Source organism: Amycolatopsis sp. FDAARGOS 1241 (assembly GCF_016889705.1).
Lineage (GTDB): Bacteria > Actinomycetota > Actinomycetes > Mycobacteriales > Pseudonocardiaceae > Amycolatopsis.
The window spans coordinates 2,871,530-2,888,811 of record NZ_CP069526.1 but is presented as its reverse complement, the minus strand read 5'-3'; the positions used below and the strand labels follow the sequence as shown (position 1 = coordinate 2,888,811).

The 17,282-nt window shown below is 68.5% G+C and carries 14 protein-coding genes and 1 tRNA gene; 5 read left to right on the top strand and 10 right to left on the bottom strand.

From position 1 onward, the window contains the following. Positions 1-43 precede the first annotated feature (43 nt). A complete protein-coding gene (locus I6J71_RS14300) occupies positions 44-655 on the bottom strand; it encodes an ANTAR domain-containing response regulator (RefSeq protein ID WP_204095159.1) in 612 nt (203 codons plus the stop codon). A 172-nt stretch (positions 656-827) separates the two neighbouring features. Here I6J71_RS14300 and I6J71_RS14295 point away from each other — a divergent pair. From I6J71_RS14295 to I6J71_RS14285, 3 genes are all read left to right on the top strand, one after another. Beyond that, positions 828-904 (top strand) — tRNA-Leu (locus I6J71_RS14295). 415 nt (positions 905-1,319) lie between these two features. Next, positions 1,320-1,787 carry a GNAT family N-acetyltransferase gene (locus I6J71_RS14290; RefSeq protein WP_204095128.1) on the top strand — a complete coding sequence of 156 codons (468 nt, stop codon included), beginning with the start codon at positions 1,320-1,322 and terminating at the stop codon, positions 1,785-1,787. A gap of 523 nt (positions 1,788-2,310) precedes the next feature. Continuing rightward, a complete protein-coding gene (locus I6J71_RS14285) occupies positions 2,311-3,342 on the top strand; it encodes a hypothetical protein (RefSeq protein WP_204095158.1) in 1,032 nt (343 codons plus the stop codon). 184 nt (positions 3,343-3,526) lie between these two features. Here the strand turns inward: I6J71_RS14285 and I6J71_RS14280 are convergent, their stop codons facing one another. Together I6J71_RS14280 and I6J71_RS14275 are read right to left on the bottom strand one after the other, a co-directional pair. Then, positions 3,527-4,969 carry an integrase gene (locus I6J71_RS14280; protein WP_204095157.1) on the bottom strand — a complete coding sequence of 481 codons (1,443 nt, stop codon included), beginning with the start codon at positions 4,967-4,969 and terminating at the stop codon, positions 3,527-3,529. Beyond that, on the bottom strand, positions 4,969-5,142 hold the full coding sequence (locus tag I6J71_RS14275; protein ID WP_204097049.1) for an AlpA family transcriptional regulator: 174 nt from the start codon (positions 5,140-5,142) through the stop codon (positions 4,969-4,971). The genes I6J71_RS14280 and I6J71_RS14275 overlap by 1 nt, the downstream gene beginning before the upstream one ends. A 498-nt stretch (positions 5,143-5,640) precedes the next feature. Here I6J71_RS14275 and I6J71_RS14270 point away from each other — a divergent pair, with 498 nt between their 5' ends. Further along, positions 5,641-6,063 (top strand): hypothetical protein, encoded by a 423-nt coding sequence (locus I6J71_RS14270; protein WP_204095156.1) that lies wholly within the window; start codon positions 5,641-5,643, stop codon positions 6,061-6,063. A gap of 4 nt (positions 6,064-6,067) precedes the next feature. Here the strand turns inward: I6J71_RS14270 and mobF are convergent, their stop codons facing one another. The 7 genes from mobF to I6J71_RS14235 all read right to left on the bottom strand — a co-directional run bounded on the left by mobF (position 6,068) and on the right by I6J71_RS14235 (position 16,526). Next, the gene (gene mobF, locus I6J71_RS14265; RefSeq protein WP_204095155.1) at positions 6,068-10,519 is read right to left on the bottom strand and encodes a MobF family relaxase; all 4,452 of its coding nucleotides are present in this window, start codon (positions 10,517-10,519) and stop codon (positions 6,068-6,070) included. A 220-nt stretch (positions 10,520-10,739) separates the two neighbouring features. Next, positions 10,740-11,645, bottom strand: a complete 906-nt coding sequence (locus I6J71_RS14260) for a hypothetical protein (protein ID WP_204095154.1) — start codon at positions 11,643-11,645, stop codon at positions 10,740-10,742. Beyond that, a complete protein-coding gene (locus tag I6J71_RS14255; RefSeq protein ID WP_204095153.1) occupies positions 11,642-12,460 on the bottom strand; it encodes a hypothetical protein in 819 nt (272 codons plus the stop codon). Before I6J71_RS14255 ends, I6J71_RS14260 begins: the two co-directional genes overlap by 4 nt. An 88-nt stretch (positions 12,461-12,548) precedes the next feature. After that, positions 12,549-13,784: an RNA polymerase sigma factor gene (locus I6J71_RS14250; RefSeq protein WP_204095152.1), complete on the bottom strand. Its 1,236-nt coding sequence runs from the start codon at positions 13,782-13,784 to the stop codon at positions 12,549-12,551. Then, positions 13,784-14,167, bottom strand: a complete 384-nt coding sequence (locus I6J71_RS14245; RefSeq protein ID WP_204095151.1) for an SsgA family sporulation/cell division regulator — start codon at positions 14,165-14,167, stop codon at positions 13,784-13,786. The genes I6J71_RS14250 and I6J71_RS14245 overlap by 1 nt, the downstream gene beginning before the upstream one ends. After that, positions 14,164-16,269, bottom strand: a complete 2,106-nt coding sequence (locus I6J71_RS14240) for a type IV secretory system conjugative DNA transfer family protein (RefSeq protein WP_204095150.1) — start codon at positions 16,267-16,269, stop codon at positions 14,164-14,166. The genes I6J71_RS14245 and I6J71_RS14240 overlap by 4 nt, the downstream gene beginning before the upstream one ends. Next, positions 16,269-16,526 (bottom strand): helix-turn-helix domain-containing protein, encoded by a 258-nt coding sequence (locus tag I6J71_RS14235; protein ID WP_204095149.1) that lies wholly within the window; start codon positions 16,524-16,526, stop codon positions 16,269-16,271. Before I6J71_RS14235 ends, I6J71_RS14240 begins: the two co-directional genes overlap by 1 nt. 180 nt (positions 16,527-16,706) lie before the next feature. On the opposite strand from I6J71_RS14235, the gene I6J71_RS14230 reads away from it, so the two are divergent. Beyond that, complete coding sequence (locus tag I6J71_RS14230) at positions 16,707-17,066, top strand: GntR family transcriptional regulator (RefSeq protein ID WP_204095148.1); 360 nt, start codon at positions 16,707-16,709, stop codon at positions 17,064-17,066. Positions 17,067-17,282 lie beyond the last annotated feature (216 nt).

Below are 17,282 nucleotides of genomic sequence, written 5' to 3'. Positions count from 1 at the left end.
CCCCCTGGTCACGCCCGCGGTGGCACCCCTTCGAGTGAATGGCCTAGCCGATGCTCTCCACCACGGCTTCGGCGACCGCCTTCATCGTGGTGCGCCGGTCCATCGCCGTGCGCTGTATCCAGCGGAACGCGTCCGGTTCGGACAGGCCCTGCCGGCTCATCAGCAGGCCCTTGGCGCGGTCGATGACCTTGCGCGTCTCGAGGCGATCGGTGAGGCCGGCGACCTCGGCTTCGAGCGCTTGCAGCTCGGAGAAGCGGCTCACGGCCAGCTCGATCGCCGGCACGAGGTCGCGCTTCGCGAACGGCTTGACCAGGTAGGCCATGGTGCCCGCATCGCGGGCCCGCTCGACGAGGTCGCGCTGGCTGAACGCGGTCAGGATGACGACCGGTGCGATCCGGTCGCTCGTGATCTTGGCCGCGGCCTCGATGCCGTCGAGCTTCGGCATCTTGACGTCGAGGATGACAAGGTCGGGCTTGAGGTCGGTGGCGAGGCTGACGGCTTCCTCGCCGTCACCCGCCTCGCCGACCACTTCGTAGCCCTCTTCACGCAGCATCTCGACCAGGTCGAGCCTGATGAGCGCCTCGTCCTCGGCGACGAGAACCCGACGCTGCGGCACGGTGGCGGCACCGTTGGCCTCGGTAGCCTGTTCGGTCACCGGGGTCCTCCTGAAGGCTCGGCGGGACGGTTGACTCGCGGTAATCCGCGAAAGGTCAGCCTACCGGGACCGATCCAGATCCCAAGATGGCGTTCACCACGAAGTGGCGCCCACGACACCCCTCCCCGGTCCACCCCGTGCGCGACTGATCCCGTAGAGTTCGTCCGGCTACGCCCCCGTAGCCCAACTGGCAGAGGCAACGGATTCAAAACCCGTCCAGTGTGAGTTCGAATCTCACCGGGGGCACCACGGCCCACCAGCACAAATCTGCCCCTGACCAGGCGAAAACCGGTCAGGGGTCGATCTTGTGTCAACCGATGGCGCGCGACGGCGACCGGCAAAGTACGGCTACGCGCGGTCTATTCACGGTCCACATCTTCCTCAGCCCGTGCGCTCAAGGAAGCGCAGTCCACGCCCGGCCGCGACTAGAAGGCGCTTGCGGCGCCCTGGGAGACCTAACCGTCGGTATCGCTGCGGTCGCCTGCTGGCAACTCGACGGCGACAGAGCCATGCTGGTCATCACTATCGGCTCAGCTGTGCTCGCCACCGTCGTTGCTGCGAGACCGAAGAGCGGGAGTGCAACCGATACGTCGTACGTTCACCTACCCACTGATGTAAAAATGTCGCGTGGTAAGACTGGCGGGTCCGGACTGATTATGGCCGGGTGACCGCACACGTCGAACTGCGTGAGATCACCGACGCCAACCGCGAGGCGGTGTGCGCCGTGCGGGTCCGGCCGGACCAGAAGAAGTTCGTCGCCTCGGTGAAGAAGTCGCTGAAGGAGGCGCACAAGAAGCCCCACTTGTCGCCCTGGTATCGCGCTGTGTACGCGGACGACGAGCCCGTCGGGTTCGTCATGTTGAACTGGGCGGTGCCGCCGGGTACGCGCGGCGTGGCCGGCTCGTACTTCCTGTGGCGGCTGCTCGTCGGGGCGCAGTTCCAGCGCCGCGGCTACGGGCGTGCCGCGCTTGCCAAGGTCATCGAACTGGTCAGGGCGGACGGTGGCACCGAGCTGTTCACCAGTTACCAACCGGGAAAGGGCGAACCGTGGCCGTTCTACCGCGGTTTCGGCTTCGAGCCGACCGGTGAGATCGACGACGGCGAGATCGTCCTGCGGTGCGCGCTGACCTGATCCGCCGACCGCGACGACCGGCGGTCGCGTCGCCGCCCGTCGAAGACGGCCTCACGATCCGTCAGCGCGACCGATAGACCGTCTCGTCAATCAGTTCGAGACCCAGCTGCGAGCGCCAACCGATGACCACCTGGCAAGGCCACCGCTTGATCACGCGCGCAGCAGGTGCGTCGCAGCGGAGTCTGGATCCTGAACCTAGCGGAGGGGCGAAAAGCCCCTCAGTGACGCTCGAGCCGATGGACCAAGAGCTGAACTTGCTCGGTCGATGACGGACAAGGACCCGTGTCGGCCTGATTCGCATTTGCGAACTAGTGACGCTGCGTGCCCTGCTGTAAGGATAGGGCAGTTCACCTGAATTGGGCGAGCCAGCCTGTCTCGCAACCTCACCTAGGCTGGCCACGTTAGCCACAGAAGAGATTCCCTGGGGTTCACACCGTCGATGGCGATGACCCGGCAAGCGGCTAAAGTCATCGGCAGTAATTCCCCTTGCTCGTCCACAATCTGGCCAAAGGAGGAGCTCGAAATGCCTGATAACTACTTGCACGTCGTCGGACGCACATCTAATGGGGGAGTATTTCACACAATTCGGAGCCCTTTCGGGTGGACAAAACCATTCGACAATGTCTTGACCCAAGCAGGCGTCGATCCAGCCCTCAATGGCGCGGTAGATGTGGCTTGCGCACGTCGTACGCCAACGGATATTGCTCCACTCGAAGGTCTGTACGTGTTCTTGGCCACCAGCGCAGGACTGCCACTCTTATTGTGGCGCGACGAGCATTTTGGAACTTGGTTTACAGGTAACCAAAACCAACAGCCGACCTTTTCGAGACCACGTCGTGTCGCAGCAGCAGTGAACCGGAGTTGGCCAGAGAAAGGTCAACAAGGTTATGTTGATCTCGATCTTGCTGCAGTGACCGATAACGGTAGCTTATTTGCAGAGTTTAGAGACGAATCTCCTGCAGGCGGCCAGGTATTCGGTGCGCCAAATCGAGTCAAACCGACGGTCAGCTTCCGGTCAGTGGACGTCAGTGGTAGTTCGAAAATTGACAGCCGTGTCGTCCAACTCGTAGGGGCCAGCGCTGATGGACGAATGCACTGGTCGCATGGTCAAGGCGGCACGTGGGATCCGTTCACTCTCGTTGACGACCCAGCAGCCGCGGGCGACCTCACCGCACATGGTGGCATAATAGACGTCGCCGTCAATTCCTCCCCCTCAGGATTGCACTTCTTGTGCGTCACCGGGGATGGCCACGTGTGGCTCGCCACACAAACAGGAACTGCTACAGGAACAAGTTGGACGAAATGGAAAGACCTGGAACTTTCGACTTATTTAGGTCTTCCAGCGGTCGAGTTTGATGTCGGAACCTTTAATAGCGTGGCCGCGGCGACAACCAGCGAGGGCCTCCATATAGTAGGAACAACAACGAACGGGCATCTTTGGCACCAGCTCCGGTCTGAGCCACTTTCGCGATTCCGCGACGTCGAACTCGTCGGACTAGGGCAAGACGTCGGACACTTTACGGCTGTAGATTGCGCTGGTCTCGGGCCGGAATGACCGCTAGCAACTGCTGGACGACCTCGGGGTTGACCGGCGATGACTCAGAAACCGGCCCCTGACCAGGCGCAACCCGGTCAGGGGCCGATCTTTGTCCGCCGTGGCGCGCGACGGCGACCGGCAAAGTACGGCTACACTTGGTCTATTCGCTGTCCACATTCGTCGCGGCGGAGGGGGCCGGGGCCTACTCTTCCTCGACCAGACCGAGGATTGTGGCGATCTTCGCCAGCGATACCTCTTCCAGCCCTGCCAGCACCTTCGCGTACACCTCGTGCAGCACAGCCACTGAGTGCCCCGCCCAGGCAGCTACCTGGGCGGACTGTACGCCGGCCGCCAGCCAAGTCGACACGCACGCGTGCCGCAGGTCGTACGGCCGGCGCGCCAGCGGCGATCGGTACTCCTCCTCGGACAGGGCTGCTTGGCGGGCCTTGTCCCAGACCCGTGCGAGCGTCGACTCTGCGACGTCACCGCCGTCGAGGCTCCGGAACAGGCGGCCGTCGTCGGCGACGCCGTACTGCTCGACGTGGCGGTGCAGCATCGCGGTCAGCGGCGGCGGGCACGGCACGGGTCGCACCTCGCCCTTGGCGCGCTGCTTGAGCTGACGGCGGTCGCGGCGCTCGCCGCTGTCCGTCCATGCCGCGCCAGCGATCGGCGCAGTCTCGGACAGCAGGAGCTCGCCCCAGCCCTTCCGCGGCAGCTTGAGGTCGACGTCTCGAAGCATGACCGCCTCCTCTGGCCGGAGCGCGGAGTAGTACATCGCCCCGAAGCATGCAACCAGTCGCGGCCCGGACGAGCGGCGCGTCACGATCACCGGCTCGGATGAGCCTGCCGGCACCCGCATCACCTTCTGCTCGGCTACCGCTGCCAGCAGCTGCGGTCCTTGACGCGTGTTGACGACGACGCGCGTGTCGATCGCCCGCACGCGCTTCGGTGCAGTCCACTTCACCTCGGGCAACCGGTTCTTCAGGAGCAGCCGCTTCTCGACCGCGAACTCCAGTGCGTTGAACACGACAGCGCGCTTCCGGTAGACGGTTTTCGCCGCGGCGGCCGTGCCGTCCATCTTCAGCGCGAGGCGGTCGAGCACGCCCCGGAGCATCGTCAGGTCGTCGAGCCGTGACATCTTGACGGTGTGCGAGCCGAGCCACTCCAGCGCGGCCTCCACGTCGGCCGGCCTGCTCGTGTCCCGTCTGTAGGTGTTGTACGCCCAGCCGGTCATCGCCCGGCGCAGCACCTTGTCCTCAGGCTTGCCGCGGGAGCTCGCGAGAAGGGCCAACGTCGCCGTGGCGAGCGCATCAGCGTTGCCCGCGCGGGACTTCGCGGCGGCGTGGGACCACTTCATGTCCGCGTACTCTTGCGCGAATGTGAACCACGACTGATCGTTCTCGGCTCGTGCCATCGAGACGGGAAGTCCATCGACGACGCGGAACGCCTCTCCGTTGCGCTGAGCCACGACCAGCTTGGAGCGGAAGCTCTCCGCCAGCGCTGAAGTCGCGTACGTCTTCGGGAACTCGTGGCCGGCGACTACCCAGCGCACGACGTAGGACTTCCGTCCAGGCTTCCCGCCTTTGCGGGGGCGACCGGTCTTCACACGCACGTCCCAGATACGGACATCGAACGTCGTTTCCATCACGCAGTCACCTCCGCGCACGAGCGCAGCCAGCGGTCCAGCTCGGATCGCCTGAACCGCAACTTCCCGTTGGGCAATTTCAGGCACGGCGGGGCGCATTTCTTCGCTCGCCAGCCATTGAACGTTGATCGGTTGATTCGCAGCTCGGCGCACACTTCTTCAAGTGTCAACATCGCGCCGGGCCCGTCGTTGGTACGCATAAGAAAAGGACCTTTCGGGTCGGATTTTGGTCAGCCAAGATCCCCGGACCTATTCGTGATCGTCCGCGGTAATTCGAATTCAGCGTGAAACCGGGCTACTCTCGCCCATTCCGGTCAGCGCCGAGAGTGGTCTTTTGACCACCTACAAGTGGGGGCCTCTTCGTCCATCCCGTCGACCTGGCGCCAGCCCGATCGGGTCTGTCAAGGGGGCACCTTCCTGCTGTGGTGAGCGTGCCTGCGGTCTGCCCTCTTGACAGGCCTGATAGCCCTTCGGGAGGTCGGCGGGATGGACGACAGGCACACACGAACGCAACCGTCCTGCTCTTCTCGACCATCCTGGAGACCTGCCCGTCCGGCGAGGACATGTCTTTTTCTTTTCGCCTCTCCGGGCCCGAAAGCATCACCTTTTTGGTCCGCATCTGCTCTGCTCGGTGGCGGTTCTTGTCGGTGCTGGCTGTCATCATCGGTGCTATGGAGTTGACGGGACGCGATTTCGACAAGATCCCGGCGGGGAACGTGCGCGGGGTGTCGAAGGTGGAGTTCGCGCGGTTGTGGCTTGCTGCTGAGCAGCTATACGAGCGCGAGCAGACCTGGTCGCACTTCGGCGTGGTGCAGACGTGCCGCTGGTTGGCGACCGCGACGGTTCGGCCGGCCACTGGAAAGTGGTTCATGGCGGACGCCCCGGTCACGCAGCGGTTCGGCTCGGCGATCGAGGAAACGATCGTGGAGGAGTCGCTGGCGACGGCGAAGCTGCTGGGTCGTCGCCCGGTGCCGTACTGGCTGACGAAACGTCCGGGCTGGCTGGAGCAGGTGTACTGGACGTTCGAGTGGGCGTGGTGGGGCAACGGGAAGCCTCCGATCGCGGTTCCCGCTCCCCCGTGGCCGCACAGCTGACCGGTCACGACGCCACCGCCGCATCGTCGTCGGCTGCCGCCAGTTCGGCTGTGTCCGCGGTGTGGCGGCGGTACATCTCCGCGGCCTGTGCTTCCTCGGCAGCCCGTTGGGCGTCGGCGGCCTCGCGCGCCTGAATCTCCCGCAACGCTCGCTGAGCGTGCTCGATCGTCTCCGCGGTCTCGGGTGCCGACGGCACGCGCACGTCGTCCGAGTCGACCACCGTCGGTTCTTCGGCCGCGACCTCGCGCACGTCTGCCACCTCGGTCTCGGTGGCCCCGCGCGCGACCTCATCACCTTCAGCCAGTGCTGCCAGGTCTGCGGCCTGCTGCTCGGCTACATCGGTGAGGTCGTGCTCGCCGGTGACGTCTCGGTGGGCGTCCTCGACGGCCATGTGCTCGCGGTGCGCGTCGAGCCACTCGTCAGCGGTGACCTTTTGCTCCGGCTCACGCTCGACGGCGCGGGCGTTGAGCTGTGCTCGGGCCCGGTCGGCGGCGGCGCGGGTCTCCGCGGTGTGCGCCAGCCACATTGCCCGCGCCTCGTCCGCAGTCGCCAGCTCGGTCGCGCGCTGGCTAAGCACCTCGGCCAGCGCCTCGGCCTCGGTGGCTTCCTGCAGTAGCCGGGCGCGCTCGGTCTCGTCGGTCGCCGCGTCGGCTTCGGCGCGGCGCATCGTCGCCTCGTGGCTGTGCCGCTGCTGGGCCTGGCGTGTGCCAGCCAGTTCGTTGCCGACGAACTCCGGTCCCCACGCCTTCTCTCGCTCCCAGGCCCGCACGCGGACCAGCAGGCGGCCGTCGGACATCTCTTCCTCGTCTGCTCCTTCCTCCGGGCGGCCCAGTGCCCGCCACGCGGCGCGCCAAGACGCGTACTCCTGGACCTGCCCGGTCTTCGGTGCCGCACCCAACGCGGCCGCGGCGTCGTCGTGGCCGGTCAGCTCGCGGTGCGCGGCCACCACCGCTGCCCGCCGGATCCACTCGTCCCGGGCCTCGGGCTGTTCGGGCACCGGCCCGAACGCCTCCAGCGCCCACTGCTGCGGTTCCTCGGCCAGCCGCTCGCCGAGGTCCCGACGCCGCTGGTCAGCGGTGGCGGCCAGCGACTGCAGGTAGGCCGACCACTGCGGGTCGTCGACCTTGGGAAGCCAATCGGCGTAGGAGTCACCGACCGGTTCCAGCCGCACCGACCTCGTGATCCGCCGGTAGATCACATTCGACAGCTCACGAGCCCCGGCGAAATCACGGGCGCTCACCGCGTCGCCGAGGACCTGCCGCGGGTCGTGGCCGGCCAGCTCCGCCCGACGCAGCAACCGCGCCAACGTCGGCGCGCCGTCCTCGGCAGCGATCCGTTCCCGCTCGTTCTCCGTGAGCATCCCACCCTCCACCAGATCGTCCAGCCACCGCGCGGTGCGGCCCGCTGTCGCCAGCTCTGTCGCGTCGGCGAGCAGCTCGGCCGGGGTGCGGATCGCCTCGGCCTCGGCCGCGGCCTCGGTCGCCTCCTGCAACGCCGACCTCTGGGGCACGCTGCCCTCGAATGCCCCGGCGAGCACCGCAGTGGGCTTGCGCCGCACCGCCGCCAGCGCCGCGCCTTCGGGTGCGTCCTTCGGGACGGCCACGGTGGTGACGTGGGCAGTGTTGCCGTGCCGGCCGCGGGTCAGCCCGACGTAGAGGGCTTCCTGCCCGGTCGCCTCGGTCACCACGGCGTGGCTGGTGTCGACGGTGAGGCCCTGGGCGCTGTGGACGGTCGAGGCGTAGCCGAGCGCGACGTGCTCGCCGACGTAGGAGCCCGGCAGTGTGATCCGCTCCCCCAGCACCTCCCCCATGCCATCCTCACGGCCCAGGACCCGCGCCACGACCAGGCCACCGTCCTCGCGGGTGTCGAGCACTCGGTAGCGCTTGCGGTTGATCGGCACTTCGCCGTTGCCCTCGAACCCGGCCAGTTCCCAGCCGTTCTTGCGGGCCTGGATCAGGTCCCCGACGCCGGCGTAGGTGCCCTGCTTGCCCAGCGGCACGCCGGTCTCGGTCACCTTGCCCAGGCGCACGAGTTCGTTGCGCAGCTCGGCGCACAGCTGCGCGGCCTGCTCGTTGGTGTCCACGATCAGGATCGAGTGCTTCCCGGCCAGCGTGTCGGCCAGCCACGCCTTGCCCGCGGCCCTCTCGGCCTGCTCGCGGGTTCCGGCGTCCACGATCCGGCCCTGCTTGTGGTAGTCCGACAGCACCGACTCGTCACCGTCGCGCAGCCGCAGCGACGCCGCACGCTCCCAGTCGGCGGCGAACCGGCGGACCTCGGTCAGCTCGTATGCCGCGCCCGCGTCGGCCATCAGCTCCATGCCACCGCCCGCGCCGACCGCGGCCAGCTGGCGGTGATCACCAGTCAGCAGCAGCTTCGCCCCGGCCTGCTCGACGTAGCGGTGGATCTTCGCCAGGTCCGCGGTGTTGGCCATCGCCGACTCGTCGACCACCACCAGGTCCCCCGCGGTCAGCCGCCACGCCTCGTGCTCCGGGTGTGTCGACCCTTCGGCAAGCTTGGCCTGAGCGTTCAGCCACCGTGCGATGTTCCGCGCGGTCAGTCCCTCCTCGGCGAGCACGTCGGTGGCGACCTGGCTCGCCGCCAGGCCCACCACCTTCCGCGCCTGCCCGCCCCACAGACCGGGGTCTTGCCAGGCCTTCGCCACCGCGCCGACCACAAACGACTTCCCCGTGCCGGCCGGGCCGACCAGCGACTCGACGGCCGCACCGGAGGAGAGGACACCGCGCACGGCGGCGGCCTGGTCGGCGCCGAGGACGACGTTGTGCTCAGCCAGCGCCGAGACGAAGCCGTCCACTGCGGACACGTCGAGCGCCGGCGCCCCACCGCGGGCCGTCGAAGCCAGCAGTGCACGTTCGGTGTGCACGTGATCCGGCGTCGCGTATAGCTGCCCGGCCGGTGCCTCGTAAGCAGAGCGCCCGTCGGCGAGCTTCAGCTCGTCCGGGAGCACCGCAACCCCCGGCCGGGAGGTCGTCAACGGGGTCGCCAGCTTCACTCCCTCCGCGGTGAGGGTGTCCAACAGCCGCGTCATTTGCGCGCCGTCAAGGTCGCCCAGCTGATCCGGCAACGCGTCGGAGATCGCCCGAGTCAGGTCCGGTGCCGTCCATCCGGCTTTGGTCGACTGCACATCGGCCAGCGCGGTCTTGAGCACCTCCTCTGGCGACCACGTCGTCGCCTCGCGCGGTCCCCGGGGCTGGTTGAGCACGTCACGGGCGACGCCGGCCAGGCCGTCTGCGACCTCGGCACGCAGCTCCCGGTCCCAGCGTTCCAGCCGCTCCTCGGCGGTTTCGCCGTCGTGGGACTTGGCTTTGCGGGTGGCGAACGTGGCCTGCTGCTGCAAGCGGTCCAGCTCCAGGGAGTTCGGCTCGCGTCCGAACCGCGTCTCGAACGCCTCGACCAGCTTTGCGGTCTTGCGGGTGATCGCGCGGCGGCGCGAGCTGAACAGGTCCATCACCCGCTGATCGATTCCCACGACCTCGCGGGCCTTCCCGTCCGGCCGGGCGGCGAAGCGCACGCCCAGGGCGCGCGCGATGTGTTCCTCGGTGGTGCGCTCGCCGACCGCGGCGGCGGCACCGCGGAACTTGTAGATCGCCTTCGAGTCCAGCGTCCGCCACTTGCCGTCGGAGCCCTGCACGCGGTTGAGGATTGCGTTGTGGATGTGCAGCTGCGGGTCGTGGTCGCGGGAGTCGTGTTGAAAGAACGACGCGACCACGAAGTCGTGGGCGTCGACGAACCGCCCGGCGGCACCGCCGTGGTGCCCGATCCGCGAGTAGCCGGCGTGCTCGGACAGGTAGTCCAGCGCCGCGCGGTTCCCGGCCCAGATCGCGTCCTCAACCGCGCCGCGGTGCGCCCGCCACGAGTCCGCCACGGCGCGCGCGTCGTCGCGCTGGCGCGCCAGCTCGGCCACCTCGGCCGGATCCACCCCCGAGCCGGCCGCCGAGGTGAGCGCGTCCGAGAGGCGTTCAGCCGTCCGTTCAGCCTTCACCTGCTGCGCCTCGAACGCGGTGTGCAAGACCGTGACGGACTTCTGGACGCTGAACGTGGCGTCCAAAAAGGCCACGTTCTGCCGCGCGCTCTTGTTCGCCTCCAACCTCAACTGCTCGCGCCGTTCAGCCGTCGCGTGCGGCTCCGCGTCCAACGCAGCGGCGTACAGCCCGTCCGGCGTCGGATAGTTCCGCCCGGTGTGGCCCAGAGTGGACGCCTCGGCCCACCGGGTCGGATCCTTGAACAGCTCGTCCCGCGGGTCCACGAACTGCTCGTAGACCGCCCGCATGTCCTGCTCGTTGACCAGCCCCGTCAGGCCCAGTTTCTCCGCCCCGGCGCCGTACCAGCGGCCCGGAGGCTCCCCCTCGGCCACGGCGTCGGTGTAGTAGTTCTCCCGGCCCTTCGCGACCTCATCGGTCAGGTACTTGACCGAGTAACCCCGCCCGATCGACAGCATCAGAACCCCCTCACAAGATCAACTAGCGGTCGGTGGAGATCAACAACGGCAGTGGCGTTCCCGCGCGCCGGCCACGGCGCAGCGGCCCATCGGATCGTGATGCCGAGGTGTGCATCTCGTTTTTGGTTTGGTGAGTTGTTGCTGGGTGAGTGGCTCTTGGTGGTCTTGGTCTGAGTTGGTGGCTTGCTTGGTGGTTCTGCTGTGTTGGGTGAGTTGGTGATCATGAGTTGGCCTTGGTGTTGCTGAGTTCGGTGATGAGTTGCAGTGGTGCGGGTTGCTCGCGGAGTTCTTGGAGGGCGGTTCCGGCTGTGCCTCGGGAGACGTCGGCGATTTCCATGAGGTGATCGACGGTCGGGAGGGTGCCGTGGGTGGCCTGGTGCCTGCGCGCGGCTGCCCGCGCACGGTCGCGCTTCGGCGACGACGGCGTCGAGACCGGGCGCTCCCGCTTGGGCTCCTCGGCCGCGGGCTCGCGAGATGGCTCCGGCTGTACGGACCCGGGCTGCGCGGCTGTACGTCCATCCGACGCGGACCGCGAAGCCGCGTCCAACTCCCTCGGCTGTACAGGCCCGGGCTGAACGGACGGCGACTGGACGCCGGACGGCTGAACGGGCTTCGGCGCGACGACCGGAGTGGACGCCGCGAGCCGATCGGCTTCCGCCGGGACCGTCCCGCTCGCCGCTGTGTCGGTCGCGTCCACCGCATCCGACGAGTGGTCGGTGGCGAGCATGAACAACAGGTGCGCCACGATCGCCGCCGCGATGGCCGGCCACGCTCCGACCCCGAACCGCAGCACCTCCGGCGCCGGTGTCGCTGGCGCCCCGTCGGTCGGTGTGGCGGTGAAGCCACCGGCGAGGAACACGGCCTGCGCGACGCCCGATAGTCCCGCGGCGAGGATCACGACAGCCCACGCGTAGCGGCTGCCCGCATCGCTGAGCCGCGACGTCGACGCGTAGGCCACGATCGCCAGCCCGTCGGTGATCAGCGGGTAGATCCACGCGATACCGGCCGGCACCCCGGACGCGGAGGCGACCTCGAACAGGCCGTGCGCCGTCGCGGCGGCCGCGCCCAGCGCCACCAGCAGCCCGGGCACCAGCAGCGCCAGCTTTGACCATCCTGCCCGGCTCATCGGCGACCACTCCCGTTGCGGCGCTGCTCGGCCTGGGCGACGTGCGCGGCCGACAGCTGCTCCGCGGTCGGCTCCGGCGCGGCGACCTCGCGGGCCGTGGCCCACCAGGCGGCCACCTGGTCAACTGCGTCCGTCAGCGGCACCGTCGGCGCGGGGCGGTAATGGCTGCCTCCGTCCTGGTGGTTCTCGAGCGAGCAGTTGCCGGTGGCCTGCTTGATCCGCTTCACCACGCCCGGGCGGTAGCGGTCGTGCCAGTCCCCGGCCCGGCCTGCCGACGCGTCCTCGTCCTGATAGGCGGCGATCCACACGCGCATCAGCCACAGCAGCTCCTCGACCACGTCCGGGTGCCACAACCAGCACTCGGGCAGGGCGCCGGCGGCGTCGGCGTAGCGCAGGAACACCTCCCGCAGCCACCCGCACAGCTCGTCGAGCACCTCGCGGGTCAGCTGCAGGTCGTCGGGCATGACCAGCCACGACATCGCCGCGTTGCCCTCGGCCGGGCGGGCCGCGATGTTGGCGGCCAGGTCCTGCACCACCCGGGCCAGGTCTTCCACCTGCTTGAACAACGTCGGGATCGTCTCGGTGGCCTTGCGCAACCCCTCGACCTCACGGGCGATCCCCGCCAGCGCCGCATCCGGCTCCGCTGCGGCAGCGCTCTCGGCGGAGCCGGGCAGGAACGGCCGCTCCATCGCCGCCTCGTCGACGCGACGCTGGCAGGCATCGCGGTTGACGCATCGCCGCGACAGCGCGTCGGCGGGCTCGAAGTCCCGAACACCCCGGCGTCCACACAGGACACAGGTCAGGATCTCGTTCATTGGTTCTCCCCGAAGGTCGTAGAAATGAAGTCCAGAGGCCGGCCGAAGCCGGACGGCACGTTGGCCGCCCAGCCCGGACCGTCGGCCATCACGACGCGAGGTCCAGCGCGTCCCGGTCTGCGGAAGCGGCGTCGTCGGCCTGCCAACTGGCGACCTGCTGCGACCGCTCGCGCTCGGTCTCGTCGGCCCGCAACTCGGGTGCTGCTCGCAGCTGCTGCACCGCCGACGCTGCTGCGGTCAGCGCCGCGTCCGTCTGCCGCCGGGACGCCGCTGCCCGGTCCACGGGCCGTTCTGGCTCGGCCGCACGCGGTGCGGGAACCGCAGCCAGCGGCTCGACCCCAGCAAGCTCGGCGCGGATGTCGCTCAGCGCTTTCTGTGCGGTGGTCGAGCTCACCCCAGCGAGCTCAGCCAATTGCTCGCTCGTCGGCAGGCGACCGTGGGAGTCCTGGTGCTGCTGCGCAACCGAGCGCGCACGGTCGCGCTTCACCGATGGCTTGGGCCGCGTCGGCTGCCCGGCATCGGCGGCGACCCCAGCCGGGGCCGCTCCGTACCGGCCTTTACGGATGCCGCACACGTAGGAGTGCGTCACTTGGACACCGTTGTCCTGCAGCCAAGCCATCACCTTGGGCACGTCGTCCTCGCCCACCGCGGCGAACGCCTCGTGTACCGCTTCCTTTTTGCTGAGCGCGTCCAGCCACGAGCGAGCCGTCGGCGCCAGATCCGCCAGTTGCGCACGCAGCTGCTTACGCGCCTTCACGCACTGGTCCGCCACGGTGTTGGGGCTGCACCCGGCCTCCCGCGCGGCATCGGCCCTCGACAGGTTGTCGAGATACCGCAACTGCATGCTCTTGCGCTGCGCGTCCGGCAACTGCGCCAGCGCGTGCAGCATCCGATCCGACAGCGGCCGGGACTCCCGTTCCTCCACTGACTCCGGCGGCGCGATCTGCGAAGCAAGGAAGGTCTCTGCAGCTGCCGCGCGGTGCCGGAACCGCCGGTGCCCGTAGTCGGTCAACGTGTACCGAGCGACCCGGCCACACAACCAGGCGCCGACCTCGCCAACATCGTCCGGCATGAAGTCCTTCGCCATCTCCGGCAGTCGCACGAACGTGTCGTGCACGACGTCGTCGACATCAGCCTGTTCCGGCATCCGTCGCGACAGGTACGCGGCCACGGACGATCGTCCGTGCTCGTACAGCTGCCCCCACGCATCCCGGTCCCCGGCGGCCACACGCGTGATCAGCGTCCGTGCCTCGGTCTCACTGAGCGCGCCCAGCCCGGTCGCGTAGCCGCGTGCGTTCAACCGCTCGTTGGCGGCAGTGCTCATCACTGGCTCACCCCCGGGAAGTCCGCAGTGTCGGACCAGTCCAGGTGCTCGGACTCCTGGCCGGGCGGCACGATCCGGTGGGTCGCGACCACGAGGGTGTCGACGTCATCGCGGCGCAGCACCACAGTTCCGGTGCCGTCGGGGCTGGACAGGCCGAGCACGACCAGGTCGCCGCGGGCGGTGACCTTCAGGTCGCCCTCGCCGGCCGTGCCGTAGATCAGGGCGTCGGCCAGCAGTTCTCGGCTGACCATCCACTCCAGGCCGGGCTGTACTGCGTCGAACCCGAACGCGATCGCGTAGGGCTCGCTCGCGTCGTAGCTGGCCGAGATTGTGGCGTGGCCGGTCTGGAGCAGGGCGGGAAGTCGCGTGGTCAAGGTGCTCATCGCTGCTCACCACGCTCGTCGGTGGCGTCTGCGCCGGTCTCGGTCCACTCGCCGGCCTCGGCCTCCAGCTCGGCGTCCAGCACCGCCAGCGGCTCCTCCTCCGGCGCGTCGCCGCGCCGGACGACCACCGGCGCGGAGTCGGCGACGTCGAGCCGGACAACCTTCGCGAGCACCGGCTCGGTGTGGTCCTGGGCGGGGATCGCGACGTTGGCCTTGGCGGCCTTGCGGGCGGCGTGCCAGTCCTCGAGTCGGGCCAGCCAGGGTTCGACCTTGTCGGCGAGCAGGTCGACGAACGCGGCGAACCGCACGGCCCACTCGTCGCGGCGCTGCTCCCAGCGTCCGGAGAACTCATCCCAGCGTTCGCGGCGCTCCACGGCTTTCACGTCGCCGCGCTTCCACGCCATTTGCAGCTGCCCGATCGCCGCGGGCATCCCCCGGCGCACGACCACCGCGTGCAGCTCCGGCAGCTGCGCGATCTGCCCGGGCGAGAGCACCGGCACCCGCTGAGGCGTCCGGCCCGTGATGTGGCCGTCGGCGTCCTCGGACTCGACCATCTCGTGGCGGTCCGCCGTGAGCAGCGAGTACGCCTGCAAGTCGTCGCCGTCGCGGGCGCCGGCGAGGATCAGCACGGTCGCCGAGTTCGTCATGATCGCCGCGCAGCCGGTGTCGCCCCAGCGCTGGCGCAGCTGCGCCCGTGACTGCGCGCCCATGTGGATGGTCACGTTGCGGCCACCCATGTCCGCGGTCCACTTGTCCAGCGGCACGGGAGCCACCAATGCGGCCTCATCAAGGACCAGCGTCAGCGCCGGGTCCAGCCGCCCACCGAGCGACTCCGACGCGATGCGCCGGGCCTCCCGCGCCAGGTGCGAGGTCAGCGCGGCCAACAGCGGCGCCGTGTGCCCCTCCTCGGCGCCGAGCATGTAGACCGTGGCGCGCGAGTCGAGCAGCTCGGCCACATCGAACGCCCCACCGGTCGCAGCGGCCTTCGCGTTCGGGTCGGTCAGCCACGCCAGCGCAGGCATGATCGTCGTCGTGATCGACGAACGGGTGCGGTCGTTCGTGGTCAGGAACTGCTGGGCCGCCGCCTCGAACGACGCCTCCGGCGAACGGCGCAGCAGGCGCAGCACCTCATCGGCCGACTCCGCCGGGTCCGCGACCCACGCGGCTACATCGCTCATGGTCAGCTCACCGAGAGCCGCGGCGTGCATCAGCGTGGCCAGCGCACGACGGGCCTGAGCGATCCAGTGCTCCCGCTCGGAGTCCCCGCCGTCAGCCGGGAGCATGTCCGCGGCGCGGTGCGTGGCCGTCACCGGGTTCTCGCACCCGGTCAGCGGGTCGAACGTGATCGTCGACTCCAACTTGCCGAGCGCAGAGGGATTGAACACGAACGTCGGGCCGTTGCGCTGCTCGCGCAGCTTCGACGTGAGGTCGATCAGGTCCGTCCGCGTGGAGGTCGCGATCACCGCTCCCGGCGCGTCCAGAATCCGGCACGCCAGCTCCCCCGTCTTGCCCGAACGCGGACCACCGAAGCGCAGCGTCACGTCCTCCACCGGCGACCAGATCCGCTGACGCCCGACGCGGGCGATCGGCGTGGCGTACTGCAGCACCGGCGTCTGCCGGCGGGTCCACCACATCTCCTTGCGCAGGCTCGGCTTGAGGACCTTCGCCTTGCGGCGCATCGCGTGCTTCGACGCGACCCGCCAGATCTGCCAACGCGACGCCACACCACCGTTGCGGCGCGAACGCCGCGACCAGCGGCCGATCAGGCCACGCGAACCACCCCGGCCGCGCACGCCCAGGAACGCCGCGACCAGCAACACCGGGCTGCCAAGGATCAGGCCCCACGGCCACACGCCGTAGCCCGGCGTCTCCGCCGGCACCCAACCGAGGAACCACAGCGACAGCCCCACCAGCCCGGCCGCCACCGTCACCACCCGGGCCGCGTTGCCCTTCATCAACTCGGCCAAGCCCAGCACTCCCGCAGCCACGCCGACGGTCACCAGCCACGGCCAGATCGCCGCCACCTTCACGTGCCACTCACTCGCGAGCACGCCCGAAGCGATCAGCACCGCCGAAATCAGAAACGCCTTGAACGTCCGCATCAGGCCGCACCCCCCGCGGAGACGGCCTCGCACTGGTCCTGCTGGTCGTGGTCTGCGCGCGTCACCGCGGCCGACTCGCACGCCGCCAGGTAGTCCTCGATCGCGTGGCCCCAGATCCGAACCGCGCCCTTGCCGGTGCCCAGCCGGATCGCACGCAGCACGCCCGACTCCACCGCCCTGTAGATCGTGGCCACCGAGACGTCGAGTTCGTCCGCGACCGCTCGAACCCGGTACAGCCGGGTACGCTCAACCTGCATCGTTTCTCCAAGGGTTTCGATGTGCGCCCCGGCTGGTGCTGCAACACCGGTCGGGGCTTCTTGCTGTTGGGAAGAGGTGGCGAAACCTGCAACAGTTGCGAGGTTAGTTAAGTCAGTCAACTGTGTCAACACACTTGGTTGACTGAGATTGTTGAGTGACTCGCCTGTACCGTGGTTGACATGGGACAACCCGACCTGAGCCGCCCCAGACCGCCGTACGTGCAAGTTGCGGACGCGCTGCTCAACGCGATCCGTGAAGGGCGATACGCGCCCGGCGCTGCTTTGCCGAGCTACAAGGCGTTGGCCAATGAGTACGGAGTCGCCGTCGGGACGGCTCAGAGCGCCGTTGGACGGCTGCGCGAGCAGGGAATTGTCGTGACACGCCACGGCGCCGGCTCGATCGTCCGACCCGACCTCGACCCCGCAGATCTCAACATCGCCGGTCGCGACGTCGGCCCGTGGCCGGAAGTGCTCCGCTCCCTGCAGGAGATCACGGACCGACTCAAGGCAATCGAGGCCAAGATTGACGAGAGGCGCTGACGACCGCCTAGTCCAGTCACAGACGTTGCAGGAGCACCACCTATCGCTAGTTGCACGACTTGCGGTCGTTGCTCTGCGGTTGCTGGTTTCCATGTAAACCAAGATCGCGGTTACAAAGCGTCGATCACAGTGTCACGATTGGTGACGAGATGGTGAGGTGGTGATGTACCAACATCACCAGTGCATCACTGCTCAGCACCGGACGCGGAGTGCCAC